This is a genomic window from Bacteriovorax sp. HI3, assembly GCF_059738875.1.
On the sequence record NZ_AP026946.1, the window covers coordinates 2,935,256 to 2,950,806 of the forward strand.

The 15,551-nt window shown below is 40.7% G+C and carries 15 protein-coding genes; 6 read left to right on the forward strand and 9 right to left on the reverse strand.

Annotated elements, in window-relative coordinates:
- Positions 1–3 precede the first annotated feature (3 nt).
- Together AC6JA8_RS14465 and AC6JA8_RS14470 are read left to right on the forward strand one after the other, a co-directional pair.
- The gene (locus AC6JA8_RS14465; RefSeq protein ID WP_497974439.1) at positions 4–672 is read left to right on the forward strand and encodes an acyltransferase; all 669 of its coding nucleotides are present in this window, start codon (positions 4–6) and stop codon (positions 670–672) included.
- A complete protein-coding gene (locus tag AC6JA8_RS14470) occupies positions 672–1,259 on the forward strand; it encodes a CDP-alcohol phosphatidyltransferase family protein (RefSeq protein WP_497974440.1) in 588 nt (195 codons plus the stop codon). Before AC6JA8_RS14465 ends, AC6JA8_RS14470 begins: the two co-directional genes overlap by 1 nt.
- Here the strand turns inward: AC6JA8_RS14470 and AC6JA8_RS14475 are convergent, their stop codons facing one another.
- The 3 genes from AC6JA8_RS14475 to AC6JA8_RS14485 are packed head-to-tail and all read right to left on the reverse strand — an operon-like array spanning position 1,260 to position 4,340.
- The gene (locus AC6JA8_RS14475) at positions 1,260–1,613 is read right to left on the reverse strand and encodes a hypothetical protein (RefSeq protein WP_102244517.1); all 354 of its coding nucleotides are present in this window, start codon (positions 1,611–1,613) and stop codon (positions 1,260–1,262) included.
- Positions 1,610–2,599, reverse strand: a complete 990-nt coding sequence (locus AC6JA8_RS14480) for a methyltransferase (RefSeq protein ID WP_497974441.1) — start codon at positions 2,597–2,599, stop codon at positions 1,610–1,612. The genes AC6JA8_RS14475 and AC6JA8_RS14480 overlap by 4 nt, the downstream gene beginning before the upstream one ends.
- Positions 2,586–4,340 (reverse strand): bifunctional alpha/beta hydrolase/class I SAM-dependent methyltransferase, encoded by a 1,755-nt coding sequence (locus AC6JA8_RS14485; RefSeq protein WP_497974442.1) that lies wholly within the window; start codon positions 4,338–4,340, stop codon positions 2,586–2,588. Before AC6JA8_RS14485 ends, AC6JA8_RS14480 begins: the two co-directional genes overlap by 14 nt.
- Before the next feature lie 113 nt (positions 4,341–4,453).
- On the opposite strand from AC6JA8_RS14485, the gene AC6JA8_RS14490 reads away from it, so the two are divergent.
- Positions 4,454–5,350, forward strand: a complete 897-nt coding sequence (locus tag AC6JA8_RS14490; RefSeq protein ID WP_497974443.1) for a phosphatidate cytidylyltransferase — start codon at positions 4,454–4,456, stop codon at positions 5,348–5,350.
- On the opposite strand, the gene AC6JA8_RS14495 is transcribed toward AC6JA8_RS14490, so the two are convergent.
- The 5 genes from AC6JA8_RS14495 to AC6JA8_RS14515 all read right to left on the reverse strand — a co-directional run bounded on the left by AC6JA8_RS14495 (position 5,347) and on the right by AC6JA8_RS14515 (position 10,321).
- The gene (locus AC6JA8_RS14495) at positions 5,347–5,475 is read right to left on the reverse strand and encodes a hypothetical protein (protein WP_272868933.1); all 129 of its coding nucleotides are present in this window, start codon (positions 5,473–5,475) and stop codon (positions 5,347–5,349) included. The two genes, AC6JA8_RS14490 and AC6JA8_RS14495, sit on opposite strands and share 4 nt — an antisense overlap.
- Before the next feature lie 122 nt (positions 5,476–5,597).
- Complete coding sequence (locus tag AC6JA8_RS14500; protein ID WP_497974444.1) at positions 5,598–7,106, reverse strand: chemotaxis protein CheW; 1,509 nt, start codon at positions 7,104–7,106, stop codon at positions 5,598–5,600.
- Positions 7,087–7,575, reverse strand: a complete 489-nt coding sequence (locus AC6JA8_RS14505) for a chemotaxis protein CheD (protein WP_497974445.1) — start codon at positions 7,573–7,575, stop codon at positions 7,087–7,089. Before AC6JA8_RS14505 ends, AC6JA8_RS14500 begins: the two co-directional genes overlap by 20 nt.
- A 7-nt stretch (positions 7,576–7,582) precedes the next feature.
- A complete protein-coding gene (locus AC6JA8_RS14510; RefSeq protein ID WP_497974446.1) occupies positions 7,583–8,419 on the reverse strand; it encodes a CheR family methyltransferase in 837 nt (278 codons plus the stop codon).
- A 3-nt stretch (positions 8,420–8,422) separates the two neighbouring features.
- A complete protein-coding gene (locus AC6JA8_RS14515; RefSeq protein WP_497974447.1) occupies positions 8,423–10,321 on the reverse strand; it encodes a methyl-accepting chemotaxis protein in 1,899 nt (632 codons plus the stop codon).
- 741 nt (positions 10,322–11,062) lie between these two features.
- Between AC6JA8_RS14515 and AC6JA8_RS14520 the strand changes: the two genes are divergently transcribed.
- Positions 11,063–13,021, forward strand: coding sequence for a methyl-accepting chemotaxis protein (locus AC6JA8_RS14520; RefSeq protein ID WP_497974448.1), 1,959 nt, complete (start codon positions 11,063–11,065; stop codon positions 13,019–13,021).
- 32 nt (positions 13,022–13,053) lie between these two features.
- Here the strand turns inward: AC6JA8_RS14520 and AC6JA8_RS14525 are convergent, their stop codons facing one another.
- Positions 13,054–13,368, reverse strand: coding sequence for a cupredoxin domain-containing protein (locus tag AC6JA8_RS14525; protein WP_497974449.1), 315 nt, complete (start codon positions 13,366–13,368; stop codon positions 13,054–13,056).
- 102 nt (positions 13,369–13,470) lie between these two features.
- On the opposite strand from AC6JA8_RS14525, the gene AC6JA8_RS14530 reads away from it, so the two are divergent.
- Positions 13,471–15,096 carry a hypothetical protein gene (locus tag AC6JA8_RS14530; protein ID WP_497974450.1) on the forward strand — a complete coding sequence of 542 codons (1,626 nt, stop codon included), beginning with the start codon at positions 13,471–13,473 and terminating at the stop codon, positions 15,094–15,096.
- Positions 15,097–15,155: 59 nt separating this feature from the next.
- Positions 15,156–15,551, forward strand: coding sequence for a methylglyoxal synthase (locus tag AC6JA8_RS14535; protein WP_491637281.1), 396 nt, complete (start codon positions 15,156–15,158; stop codon positions 15,549–15,551).

The window sequence follows — 15,551 nt, forward strand, 5'->3', positions numbered from 1 at the left end:
AATATGATTATCAATAAAGATTTTATCTTAAATTTACTCTTTAAGCGCCTTCAACATTTTTTCCCACTGATCTTCTTTTCCCTAATGGTCTACTTCTTCGTGAAGTTCGTCCAAACGGGTGACTTTTTCTACTTCGTTAAGTTCGCGCTCACTCCTTACCTGCTTCCACTTCTCATCCAGAGGGTTGTCCTGGGGATTTATCCGATGAAAGAAGGCGGATCTTATATCGGCCTGGAAGAGCATACGTTTTCACCATGGTTATTCTCTCTTCGCGTTCAGCAAATCTACTTGGTATTTCCTCAACTAGAAAGACTGCTTTTTTATCTTCCAGGGATGTACAGTGCCTGGCTTCGCGCCTGGGGAAGTAAGATTGGAAAGAATGTTTTCTGGACTCCTGGAACAATCATCAATGACAGAAGCTTGATGGATGTCGGCGACTTCGTTATTTTCGGACACAACACTTATATGTCGTCTCACTTCCTGCGCGTGAAGAACGGCCGTTTTTTTGTCTATGTCAAAACAGTTAAGATCGGAAGTTTCAGTTTTATTGGCGCCTTTACAAAAATGGGACCGGGAACAAACATCGCACCAGGGACACAAGTCCAGGCCATGAGCCTCTTTTCTGTTAATCGCGATAAACCGAATACGGTAAGCCCGGATGTGAAAGTCTAATGACAATATACGATTTAAAACCAAAGTTTCAAAATCTCCTTCGTCCCGTTGTGGTTTTCCTCGCCGCCATGGGAGTGACACCAAACCAAGTGACGATCCTCACCTGTCTTCTCTCGGTTTTTTTAGGGGCCCTGGTTTATCACCTTGCAAGCCCTGTATGGTTTTTTCTTTTTCCGGTTTTCTTCTTTCTTCGCATGGCCTTAAACGCCATCGATGGAATGCTCGCTAAAGAGCATAATATGCAATCAAAGCTCGGGGCCATTCTTAACGAATCTACCGATGTGCTTTCTGATGGTGTGCTCTATTACTCTTTTACCGCACTTCCTTTTTTCAATGCCCCTCTTCTTCACTTTATCATTTTACTTTCGGCGCTTTCTGAAATCATCGGGCTTGCCGCCCTATTAAATGGCAAACCTCGCTGTTACGCCGGCCCTTCAGGAAAAAGCGACCGCGCGTTTATTTTTGGAGTGATGGCCATTATGGTTGGTTCAGGAATGCAGAACGAAGGACTCTACTCGACGATTCTGACGATTGTAATGTTTCTCTTAGTTGCAACGTTGATTAACAGGACGAGAAAATCGATCTAGTTATCTTTGGTAAGAAACTAAACCAATCCCTAAGATGATAACGAAAATACCGGCGATCTGAACGGGATTAACCGCTTCTTTGTCGATGTAATGAGCTAACAGCAGTCCCCAGATATAAGTCGTCCCATAGGTGGGATAAACGACCATCATCTTTCCGCCATAACGAAATGACATCAGGATCAGTGCCAGGACAATCCAGAAACTAATAAGACCAGCAATCAGGTAATAGTTTTTCAGGATAAAAACTTCCATCAAACGAATTGAGCCTTGTTTAAAAAAATACTGGGCCGCTGCTCCGAAGATAGCGGCAACCAGTATTAGTAAAATAGGAATCGTTTGACTTTGCTCTTTCATTTTTTAGCGACCAGCATCCCCATTGAGCGTGGAACGACATTGAGTGAGTGAAACTCAAATGTTTTAAAACCGGCCTCTTCCAGCCATGGTTTAAGTTCATTCGGTTGAAACACTCTTCCCTGAATCGTTCTGATCGTAAGCCCCATTTGATAAAGAGCACGCGCTAATTCACCTTCCGGCACTTCACCATAGGCGTCCAGGATAACCAGCTCGCCACCGGGCTTCATCGCTTTATAAATCTTTTTAAAAAGAGTTTTATTCGCTTCAGCTGTTAAGATGTGAGTGACGTTTCCAAGAGTCGCATAATGGAATTTATCTTCCGGCCACACACTCTCATGAAAGTTCCCTTCAATCGTTGTCACGCGCTCTTTAATCCCTTTTCTTTCAGCTGTTGCTTTCGCTACAACTAAAACAGCTGGCCAGTCTGCCAAGGTCGCTTTGGCATCTTTATTTTGATAAAGAAAGTTAAATCCCCATACTCCAGAGCCAGCTCCAACGTCCAGGACTTCTAAATCCTTTTTCGTTTTAATGTCAGCTCTCGTTTTCGCGAGCATTTCCACCATCAGTTCCGCACAGGGAGTCATCATCCACTCAAGGGATTTAACTTGTACCTGATACTCTTTTTCACTATCAGCAACAGCGTCCATTCTTTTAAATGGCGTTCCCGTTTTTAACAGCGTTGGAAGATGGGCCCAGTATTCAGCACTTAAATTTTTATAATTGCCGGATAAAAGCTCCATCACTGGGGCCATTACATAATGGTCATTCTTTTTTTCTAAAAGTCCCAAAGACACCAGCGAGTTCAACAGAACCTCGGCCGGAATCATTTTGTATTGGTGTTTGTCAGCAAAGTCTTTTGCCGAAAACTCAACGCCCATTTTATAATCTTTAAACAGCTCGTTTTCCTGTACGAAGTTATACAGGGCCGTCGAGCCGCTCGCAAGCATCAGGCTGAAGTAGGTTTCGAGTTCTTTATTTTTTGTCATATGTCGCCGTCGCTACTGTAAAGATCCCCCACTGGTCGATCTTCATATCAATCTTCTTGGCCCCTACGCGCTTAAAGAGCTGATCCATTTCCTTTTGTGTTCTTCTTCTCATCACCCACATCTCACCTTCGCGGTTTGGAAGAGTTTGAGCAATCATTTCCAACTGCGGGTGCCATGGCTGGCCAGTATAAACGATATAGCCTTTGTCTTCCAAGATCGCACTCGCACCTTCAATCGCCTTATTGACCATTTCGTTACTTGGGAAAAGCTCAAACAATCCCGAAGCAATCAGGATGTTTGGACGGAAGGATTGTTTTTGGTATGTCTCCGGGTCAAAAGCATCGGCCTGCATATGCTCAGAGTTTGTGACTCCAAGTTCTTTTGCAATCGCCTTTCCTTCATTTACGTTGGCTTCGCTATAATCGCGAAGAAGAACTTTAACGTCGTTCTTTTCATATTTTTTAGCCGTCTCCAAAAGGTAGCGACCTGGGCCAGAACCAATATCCATAATGCGCACCGGGCGCCCTTGTTTAATTAAATCCTGGATAGCATAGTCTAGAGCTTCACGGATGTGCACACGACGAGCGCGGATCCCTTTCCACCCAACTGCATTGATGTAGAAGTAATCGATGATCTGACCAATCCCCAGCCATCCTCTCGCCTTGTTTTTATAAACGTGGTCAAGAGAGATACCAGAATCAAATCCGTATTTGTAACCAACGCGAATACCTTCGGCCAGTGAGCCCAGGGTCTTCATTGAAGCCACCTGAATCATATAGTTAATCTTGTTAAACAGGCTCACTTCACCTTTTTTAAGCTGCTCGTATTCATTGAATGTGTAACCTTCTTTATCTGCTCTTACTAAGTCTACTGACTCAACTGGAGCGGCGAAACACTCATTGATAAAACGGTGGATGTGTCCAAACGGAACTTTTTTGTCTTTTTCATAAAGAACACCGTGATAAAAACCATCAAGCACGATGTATTCTTTTTTCTTCGAACTTAAGCCGTCGAAGAATTGTTTTTGTGGTTTATTACTTACAACCCAGTCACTCCCGGCAGAAAAAACAATTGTCGGAGTGTGAATCGCTCCTGCATCGCTGACCACTCTGCAGCCTGTATCAAAAAGACCAACAAGAATGTTAACTGCGATATCTGGAGTAATCAGTGGATCAGAGTCATATTTCTTTTGTTCTTCCGGGTCATGAGTTAAGAATTTTGACTTAACATAACTAGAAATAAAGGCCGGATGCTTAATTGTATCCAGTAAGCGACACCCTGGAAGAGCGGCCGGAACATAAAGTTTTACCTGGAATGCTGGGGCCGCTAAGGCCATCCCGCGAATCTGTGGAGCGTAGTCGTGTACCCACGCACTACAAACGACAGCACCAACAGAGTTTGCCACCACAAAAATATTTTGCATTTCAATTCCATATTCTTTTGAAATGAAATTAACAAATGTATCCAAGTCTTTAACGATATGAGCGAAGCTTGGTGCGTACCCGCGAGGTCCAGGAGATTTTCCGTGCCCACGAGAGTCGTATCCGAAAGCATAAAATTCAGGTTGATTAATACCATCGATCAGGTCAATTAAACGTCCAGAGTGTTCATGTCCTCTATGAATCACAATGAGAGCTTTTTTTGGCCCATCTTTTTTCGTTTCAGGTTCCCATGCTCTGTAAACAAGATCTACATTATCGAACGTTTTGAAACTAGATATTTTTTCTACCCTTTTACTCATGCGTCCTCTCCGATATAATTTATTTGCAGACTTCTCGGCAAAGCTTTTAAAAATATGAGGTTTTGATGATTCCTTTTCTCTCTTTCACCCCGGGCACTGAACGTGCCGTCCTCATGACTTTAGGGATACTGGTTTTTTTCACTCTGCTATTTTACGGGTGGGATTTTTTTGCGAAGAAGGAATTTTTAAAGAGTATTAAGGAGAGAGTTAACTCGTGGTGGGTGATTTTCACTATCGTTCTTATTGCTATTGGTACGACAAGAGAACTAGCTTTCATTATTTTTGCCATTATTTCTTTTATTTCATTCAGAGAACTGACAAGTAAACTCAACTTTAGTCACAAACATAGAAGGACAATCTTACTCGCCTACCTGGCCATTCCTCTTCAATATTATTTTGCGTACGCCAAACTATTTATCCCTTTTTTAGTCTTCATCCCTGTCGGGATGCTTTTACTTCTTCCTTTCCGTTCAATTCTTGAAGGCCAGAGTGAAGATAGTATCAAAACGTTTAGTCAGCTTCAGTGGTCATTGATGTTGACGGTGTTTTCGCTCTCACACATGGCCTACATGATGTCTCTGCCAAATATTGAAACAATGGGTGAAGGAGCTCCAGGGCTTATTTTCTTTTTGATTCTTATCACACAGCTCAACGATGTCAGTCAGTTTATTTTTGGTAAGCTCTTTGGAAAAAGGAAGATCTCTCCTCTTATCTCTCCCAATAAAACATGGGCAGGATTATTAGGAGGAATTTTTGGTTCACTTTGTTTTGGTTATCTCTTTAAAGGGCTTCTGCCTTTTAACGTCAAACAAGTGCTTTTAGTTTCTGGATTGATTTCACTTTGCGGATTTTTCGGCGACCTCAACATCTCGGCAATCAAGCGCGATTTGAAGATCAAAGATATGAGTAATTTAATTCCGGGGCACGGTGGGATTTTAGATAGAATGGATTCGCTGATTTTTTCGAACGTGGTGTTCTTCTATTTGATTTACTACTGGATCTACACTTAGTTCGCTGTCGTATACAGCTTAGATGTATTCAGTTTTTTTGTCTGTACCAGGTTTGAATCAGTCTTTAGCGATGTGGCCGCTCCAACGATTAAACTTAGAACTAAAACTAATAATAAATCTTTCATAAGACTTCGCCTGTGTGTTGTGTATGGGTCGATTATAAGGCGAAACCCCCTCGAAAGGCGGGGTCTTGAAAAGATTACATACCGCCTGACTACGAATCAGACGACTGGATAAGTTATTGATTTTAAGCGGCTTTTGAGAGTTTAATTCGCTCAGTGATAGAGTCGACATTAAGAATAATCAAGGCCCCTTCCTTCTCACCGATAGGCACAGAGACGATTTCTTTAATATCGTCCTGAAATTGGGTCTGGATTTTCTGGGTCAATAAAGAAGGCACTTTAAACTTTTTATCTTCATCAATGGCCAGGATACTCTCAAGAGCATCGACAACAAGGCCAAATCTTTCATTATTTTTTTCAAAGATTAAAACTTTGGTTTCAGAGTTCACTTCATGATTTAGTGGCATCTTATAAAGCATACGCGTATCAATAATCGTCACCAAATTTGATCTTAAGTTAAGCATCCCTTTTACGTAATGAGGCATTCCAGGTGCATTGAGAATGTCATCCGAGTAGTTAATGATCTCTTTAATATCTTTAATCGAAATACCAAATAAGTGATCGAGCCTAAAAGAGATATAAGATTCACGATTTCTGATCTTCAACGTATTTTGAAGAGCTTCATTCTGATACATCTTACTATGCCCTTCAGTCACTTCCATGACTTCGTGATTGCTTAGAATGTGTTCATGCGACAGCAAAAAGACTTCACCAATATCCTGGAAGCTGATGCATCCCTGAAACATAGTCGTTCTATTTTTATTAAGTACAGGTACGGCCATCACTTCTTTTTCGTAATAGCTATTAATACACTCTACTGAGTCAACCGCCATCCCAATAAGTTCTTTATCCATTTTCAAAATAATGATTCTTTGGTCTTCAATATCGCCGGTGTCATTCTCATTAACCTTGACCTTTAAAATCTTGGCAAAACTCACTACGGGAATCGTGCGCCCGCGGAGATTGATAATCCCCAGGAAAATATCACTTTGAATACTTGAAGGTTTGATCTCAGGCACTTTAACAATCTCATGGATTTTAGAGATTTCAATGGCCATCTTGATGTCTTGAACGCAAAAAGAAATGCATTTATGTCTTTGGTCAATGCGGATCTCTTCTTTTTCTTTTTGAGTGATTTTTTGCTGTTGAAGAATTTGTGGAATATTCTCAATCGTGATCAATGCTTCAGTATCGATAATCTGCAGGATTCTCTCGCCGTTATCTAACTTGATTCCCCCGCGGATGACTTTGTGAGATTTCTCTGAGACATAACCAAAATCGCTGACATGCTCTTCGTGAACGCGCAGGATTTCACTGGTTGAATCAAAAACTAATCCAACTTTGGCGCTTTCAATTTCAACTATGGCCACTTTCTGAGAAGAGTTAACCTCTGTATCCGGGTATTTTAAAAGGGCCTTCAAGTTAATAATGGGAATGATCATCCCTCGAAGATTAAAGATTCCGAGAAGAAAATCCGGGGCCAGCGGCATCGGAATAATTCTCTCCGGGAAGTTTACGACTTCCTGGACTGCTTTTACATCAATGGCCATCTCTGTTTTATCTAGATGAAAAGATGTATAAATGTTTGTTGATGATTGCTTCATAACGATCCCGTCAACTCGCTTTCCATGCATAATTATTTATCTCTTCTAAAACAGCAAACTCTACTTCCTTGCTGGTACAATCGACAGAAATTCGACTGCCGGTATTTGATCCCATCATCTCACCCTTAATTTTAAAGCCGTGAAACGCAAGATACTTATGGGCCGCCTCTGCATTAAACTGTCCGACCTGTGAACGGTTTAACTTAAACAGCTTATTCATCATATTGCCACCGCCAGCAAGATAAACATCAATCTCTTTGATATTTTCTTTTTTAATTCCCATGACCTTCATCAGGTTGAGAATCGCCTGGTTAACATACTTTCCGCCGGGAAGATGGGCCTCAGTTTCAGTCTCTGGCAAAAAGCAGTGGGCCAGTCCACAAAGATCTTTTTCTTTCCAGACAAAGGCAATTCCGACACATGAGCCGAGCGTAGCGCGAAGAATGTCTCCACTCTTTCCCGTCTTCAATTCAGCAATTTTTACATGTATCTCGTTCATATTGCCCTTATGCCTTTTTTGGCAGTTTATACACACACGCTGTTTTAAATTCATAAGGGGTATCGAGTCTATTAAGTGACTCTGACTCCCCGATCATAAGAGTGCCTTCTTCCTTTAGGCTTCTGGCCACATTCTTTAATACTTTCTCCTGGTCTTCCCCCGTAAAGTAGATCAGGACGTTTCTCAAGAAAATAATGTCAAACATTTCTTTTTTAACTGTAAAAAGATTGTGAGGATGAAACTGCACCTTCTTTTTTATTTCAGCTGATATCGCAAAAAGATTTTCATCTTTCGCTGTAAAATATTTCGCAAACAATTCAGGCTGGCTTCTTCTCACAAATTCAATCGATTTTTCCGGATAAGTCCCATCCATTGCTTCCTGTAGCACTTCGCTGGAAATATCACTCCCCATGATCTTAAAATCAAACGAAGGGTTTTTAAGCTTAAATTCATTACAGGAAATGCCAATGCTGTAGGCTTCTTCTCCCGATGAAGAAGCTGCCGACCAGACCTTTAGTGTCCCGTTCGGATTTTTGGCAAACCACTCTGGAAGAAACTCTTTTTGAAAATGCTCCCAAACTCTTGGAGTCCTGAAGAAAAAAGTCTCATTTGTCGTCATGATGTTGATGAAGTTCTGCGTCTCTCCCGGAGTTTTATCCAGGTAATCCATATAAGCTTCATAAGAGCCAATGTTAAGATCGCGCATACGTCTACGCATACGACTTTGCAGCATCGTTTTCTTCTGCTCGTTCATCGAAATCCCGGTGAGTGAATGAACTTTTTTAATCACTCGCTCAACTGTTCCGGGACGCATATCTTCAAGTACCTTTAAAGCTTCTGACATAATTTACTTCGTTAAGTTTTCAATTGTTTTATTAAGATCATCAATTCCTACAGAAAGCATCTTTGTAGCTGTCGCAATTGACTCTGAAGCGATAGCAGACTTTTCAGTCTCATCGGCCACTTGCTGGATCGCCGAGCTTACTTCTCTTGCCGTCAACAACTGCTCTTCAGTTGCACTCGAGATTTCAGAAATTGATTGCGTTGTTTTATTAACACCGGCAACAATTTTTTCAAAAGCCTGACCGGCCTGTTTTGAAATCTCACTTCCCTGCGACACTCTCTTAGATGATTCATTGATTAACTTTGAAATTTCTTTTGTCGCCTGAGAAGATCTTTCTGCCAACTTCCTTACTTCATCAGCAACAACTGAGAACCCAAGACCATGCTCTCCAGCTCTTGCCGCTTCGATGGCCGCGTTAAAAGCAAGAAGATTGGTCTGAGACGCAATCTCGCTAATGACTTTAACAATCTCACTGATATCTTCTGACGATTTACTGATAAGCTCCATCGCTTCAATTGCCTTTCCGATTGCTTTTGTTCCCACTTCAGCTTCTGCGTATGTTGCTTTGGCCACTCCATCAGCATTCTTCGTGTTTTGAGCAATTGAATTAATTGAAGCTGTCAGCTCTTCAACTGATGCATTCATTTCTTCTGTCGTCGCTCCAAGGGCCTGTGCTCCTTTTGCTACGTTATTTGCTTTTTCAGTTACATCTTTTAATTCAGATGCACTTTTTGCGAAGTCTTCTGACATTCTCTGAATTGATTCTTCTTTTTCAACCTGAGCAGTGATATCTGTCGCAAACTTTACAACTTTATATGGTTTTCCATTCATATCAAAAACCGGGTTGTAGGTAGCAAGAATCCAGATATTTTTCCCGCTCTTGGCGATACGTTTATAACGTCCAGAATCGAATTCCCCGCGCCCTAGTTTGTCCCAGAAAAGAGCATATTGACTTGTTCCTGTGTAAGCTGAGTCGCAAAAGATGCGGTGATGTTTGCCTTTAATTTCATCCATGGTGTAACCAAGAGTCTTAAGAAAGTTGTCATTGGCGACAATGACTGAGCCATCGAGATTGAATTCAATTACGGCCTGTGCTCTATCAATGGCCTTAATCTTTCCTATAAAATCTGCATTGGCCATTTTGGCCGCAGTGACATCAGTTGCAAACTTTACAACTTTATAGGGACGCCCACTGGCATCAAAGATTGGATTATAAGAAGCATTGATCCAGATCTCTTTTCCACCTTTTCCAAAACGCTTATACTCTCCGGCATCGAATTCACCACGAGCTAGTTTTTCCCAGAATGCTTTGTATTCTGGGCTTGCTGCGTATTCAGGTTCACAGAACATTCTATGGTGTTTGCCTTTGATTTCATCAAGCGAGTATCCCACAGCGCCAGTAAAGTTATCATTGGCCTTAATGATTGTCCCATCAAGGTTAAACTCAATGACTGCCTGAACGCGGTTGATGGCATTTGTCTTACTCTCATAATCAGATGTCTGCATTTTTTCCGCTGTGACATCAATTCCAAAAACCATAACCTTATATGGTTTTCCTTTTTCATCTAATACTGGAGTATAAGTTGCTCTGATCCAGGCTTCTTTACCACCTTTCCCAAAACGTCTGTACTCACCACTATCAGACTCTCCACGGCTTAACTTGTCCCAGAATTGTTTGTAGGCCAAGCTTCCTGCATATTCTTCATCACAAAAAATGCGGTGGTGCTTTCCCTTCAGGTCTTCAAGAGTATATCCAGATGGCGTTAAAAAGATTTCGTTAGCATTAAGGATAATCCCATCAAGGTCATACTCAATAATCGCTTGTGCTTTGTTAAGAGCATTGTAAATGTGGATTGATTCCTCTTCACTCTGAAACGTTTCTTTTTTCTTTACTGCTTCCATGTTTTCTCCCGAAGATGTAGCCTATATTTTTTCAATTAATCTGCACGATTTAATCCTTTTCGAATTTCGTATCGAATAGGGAAAAATAAACTTTATCACTCTAAAATTGCTCGCATTACTTAGCGTCTCAAGTCCTTTACTGAACTAAAAACGTTTCACCTCGTAACATTCTAAAACATATGGGAAAAATTCAATGCTGAATAAAAGATAAAGAATAATTGAGGAAAATAAAATTTTACCTTAAGGGGAATATAAGGATTCTGACTAAAAAATTTTTTTCTTCATTTTGATAAGACAAACATCAAACAACTCTCTACTCTCTTGAACTTACTTTTTCAAAATATCTTTCTCAGAATAACGACTCAAAGGACTGAGACAAAAGAAGTGTGACAAAAACTGTTACATTTTTTAAATCTTAAAAGAACTTTCAGAAGTAGACATTATGATCTCGGCAATTTTTTCATCACGTCTTCAGTGTAAGCAAAATTTTACGTTGAAAGATTATTCAAATCCTCAAAACCAACTTGAGCTCTTCTCACTTCCATCAACTAAATCCGCCTAGGTAGTTTTTGCTCTTTCAATCTTGACGAAAACACTTTTAACTTGAGTTTTATTTCGTAATTTAAGTTACTTTGCTTCTCATTATCAAGATTCTCATCAACTGGTTTTTACTTATAAACTAATTTCTTTAGATTACGAATAGGTACCATCTGTGTATTTCAACCTCTTAAGGATGGATTAATGAAAAAATCTCTCAACTTCCGTTTATTGGCCTGGGCCGCGGCCAGTATTTTCGTAGTCTCTATCGCTCTTACCGCCTACAGCGCCTACTCTCTTCAAAATGAGCTCTTTGAAAAAGCTGAACTTGAATCAAAGAAATATGCTGAGGATGTAGCTGCTGAAATCGAATTTAAAATTTCACAGGCCTTCGAAGTCACTCGATCATTTGCCAGAAACCTGTCACAGACAAAAGATAAAAATCACCCGATGAAAGTTAATCGTGAAGAGGTTATGGAAATGATGAAGGTTCAATTCCTTGCAAACCCAACCATTTTTGGGTTCAACACAGGATGGGAGCCAAATGCTTTTGATGGTAAAGATGCTGAATACGCAGGTAAAGTTCCTTCAGATGCATCAGGGAGATTTGTCCCTTATATTACCAGAGTCTCAGAAAAAGAAGTAAGACTTGAAGCCCTGGTTGATTATGATAAAGAAGGTCCTGGTGACTATTACCAACTTCCTAAAAAACTGCAGAAAGATGTTATCGTTGCTCCTTACGCATATCCAGTTAACGGAAAGACTGTTCTTCTTATCACACTTGCTTCTCCTATCATTAAAGATGGCAAATTTTATGGTGAAGTTGGAGCTGATGTCGACTTAACATTCTTTCAAACTTTAACTGATACAAAAAATCTTCCAAAAGGATCTCGCATCATTATTTATGATAAAGCTGGATCAATTGTTGGTTTCACTGGTGATGAAAGTCGACTACTAAAAAATATTTTTACTGAAAAAATTGATAACTATGCTCCATACAAAGCTTCACGTCTTCAAAATAAAGAAGAGCAGATCATTCTTGATGAACATAACATGAGTATCTTGACTCAAATCAATATGAATAATGAAGCATGGTACATTGAAGTCACCATTCCAAAAGCTGCTATTGTTGGTCCAATTTATAAACAAATTGGTATTCTTTCTGCTATCGGTTTAACTCTTGCCTTCTCAGCTCTACTTATCGGGTATTTCCTGATTGGAAAGATTACAGGGAAGATCATCGCTCTTGCTGACCGTTTAAAAGAGTCGGCAGACGTGACAAGAAACGGAAGTAACACTGTTAAAGATGCTTCTTTCCAGGTTTCAAGTGCAACTCAGGAACAAGCTTCAGCTATTCAGGAAACAGCAACAACTCTGGAAGAAATCAGCGCTATGGTTGTCAAGAGTGTGGACAATGCTAAAAACTCTTCTGAGCAGGCCAATAACAGTTTTGAAATCGCTACAGAAGGAAAACGCACTGTAGAACAGATGCGCCAGTCAATGGATGATATCAGACAAAGTAATCATGATATCGTTCTTCAGATTGAAAATAGTAACAAAGAAATCGAAGGAATCATCCGTGTTATTCAGGATATTTCTGAGAAAACAAAAGTGATTAACGACATCGTATTTCAGACAAAACTTCTGTCATTCAACGCTTCTGTTGAAGCGGCCCGTGCCGGAGATATGGGAAAAGGGTTCGCCGTTGTAGCTGAAGAAGTTGGTAACCTGGCGGCAATGAGTGGTAACTCTTCTAAAGAGATTAATGAACTTTTAGAAAAATCTATTTCAAGTGTATCTGGAATCATCGCTGAAACGAAAAAACGCGTTGAGAGTTTAGTGCACGAAGGAAAAGCAAAAGTAGATCACGGGACAAAAGTTGCTGAAAGATGTGAAGAGATCCTTGATCAGATCGTTCACAACGTTTCATCAGTAAAGCACCTGATGGGAGATGTAACAGTTGCAGCTGAAGAGCAGTCTAAAGGTGTAAAAAATATTTCAGATGCTATGAATATGCTGGATATTACAACTCAGGACAACACTAAAACTGTTCACCAAACGGCGAACCAGTCGGAGCTTCTGTTTAAAGAAGCTGACAACCTGTCTGACATTATCCTAATGCTTGAAGAAGAAGTTTACGGAACGAAGAAAAACGCTGCTTAATAAAGAAAGGGGCAGAGAGGAAACTCTCTGCCTTATTCTGCGATCATTACTCCGCCAATCATCATATCCATTGCACAACCGAACTTGATCTCACCTTTTTGTAGTGCTGCTACTTTTACTGTTACTTCTTTATCCAGTGGAAGATCTACTTTTAATTTCTGAGAAGGAACTGTGATCTCTCTGGCACAAGTAGCGTTAGTCTTTCTTGTGATCTTTAATGTCACTGACTCCCCTGCTTTTACCTTGAGCGTGCTTGGCTCATAACCTTTTTCAGTTACCTGCATCTTGTATTCCTTGGCAAAGGCACTGGTGCTTAAAAGAGAAAAAGCTAAAATCAAAGTTTTCATGTTTACTCCCATTTTATTGATTACCAAAAAGATTATACGCCAATGCTCCCAAAAACGTGACAACTCTTAATAAAAGAGATTGACGCTCCGATACTAGAAGAGATGAAAACCCTATTTGCATACTCAATCATTTTTATCAACTTCTTTACCTACCCCGCTCTTGCAGGTTCAAACCCTGTTTCGCAAAAAGCCTCGGGAAAAACGAAAGTCGTCTCATACGATTACAACGATGATAAAAAGATCGACTTGATTGAAACCTATGAAAATGGCGAGCTGGTAAAAAAAGAACAAGACTTCGACTTCGACGGCAAAATGGATGAGACCCGCGAGTATAAATCTTATGTCAGTGACACTGAACCAGTAGAGATCATTACCAGAAAAGACCGCCAATTAAAAGTTTACCGCAATGAAAAATTAAAATTCTTTATCACAACAACTGAGATCGATACTGACGGCGATGGCAAGTACGACAAGACCATTACTGATCATGAAGTCATCGGACAGAAAAAAGGCGAAGCCTGCGATCCAACGATCTCCCCTTTTCTTAACGCTGCCACTTTACTTGAGAGCGATATCACCAAGGCGATGGGAAAACTTAACAATGGTTTTGTTCAAACGGACTTTGGTTACAAGATCCACCAATCTTGTTTTAATAGCTGGGGAGTCAAAACTTTCTCGTCTATTATGTCTCAATCCATGGGGCAAGGCCTTAGTTGCTTAAGCGATCTTGCTCAAAAAAATACTAAGGCCAATCCGAAAGCCCCTAATGGTGCTCTCAACAACCTCATGGGACTAAAAAGATTAATTGAAAAAGACCACGTCAGTATCGTCTGTAATGAAGCTGGTTACGACTGGAAAGGAACGGCGGGGCATGCTTCAACTTCCAAAGAAGATAAAATCACTAATCCAAAAGCGAACCATCCCTTTATTTCACTCTCACCTGCTTATCCAAAACAACCAGGAAAAGGGACAGAAGAAGAAGTGGCCGAACTGACCAAAACAATCTTTCATGAACAGCTTCACAATCTGGGAATCCGCCACGGTGAAGGAATCGAATATCCTTACTCGTGTGAGACATGTTGTCTTCCAAGCACAGATGACTCCAAAGAAGCTGTCGCTGCCTCTTGCAAAATCTGTTCAGGTCAATATGAATCTAATAAGGCCGGTGCAGAAAGCTATGTAAAAGATGCTGTTGTCTGGGGTGAAGTCACTTACAACAACAACCAGTCGCTTAAGGCCGTTATTAATTACATCAAAGAGAATCCCAAAAGCCAAAGTGGGATCATTCTCTTTGCCCGTGCTAATGCTGGGATCATGGCCCCGGTTGGAACCGAGATGGCAAAAATCCTTAAATCAAAGTTTCCAAAACTTTCTAAGGATGAACAGGCCAACCTTGATATGGCCCTGCAATATAAAGACTCGGCCCATATTAGTGCCCAGGCAAGTAAGGCCCGGGTATTAGCTGAAGCTAATATCGCTCTTTACTATGACAATGATCCGGCCAAGGCCTTGAGTGTGTTAGAGAGCAATAAAGGGATCTTAAAGAGCATTGTGGCCCAGTCAAAAAAGAAGCCTGCCGATGCAGCTGAAAAGTATACTTTCCAACAAATGTTTACCGACAGCAAGAAAGCTTTAGTAGACATTTGGCTACAGAACTACCCGAAAAATGTAGACGAAGCTAAGAGCAATAAGGCCTACGCAATTCTTAAAGAAGTGGGTCTCATTTAATTGTCAGAAAGCCCCTTCAAGCGTTATACTGCTTCTAATAACTCTAGAAGCAGGTCCCTATGGCATCCCCTAAGAAAAAAACTCTCGCCCTTATTGCTCACGATGGAAAAAAAGCTGATATGATCAGCTTCGTAAAAGATAACATTGAATTTCTAAAAACATTTAATCTCGTCGCTACTTCTACAACTGGAAAAATGGTGATGCAGACTGGTCTTAAAGTAAAACGTTACTTATCAGGACCATTAGGCGGTGACGCTCAAATCACTGCTTTAGTGGCAACTGGAAAATGCCACGCTGTGATTTTCATGCGCGATCCACTAGGAATGCACCCCCATGAACCAGACATCTCTTCACTGCTAAGAATTTGTGAAGTTCATGATGTTCCGCTGGCCACGAACCTTTCTTCGGCCCAATTAATTGTAAAAGGCCTGCATAAAAATCTTTTAAAAGAATAA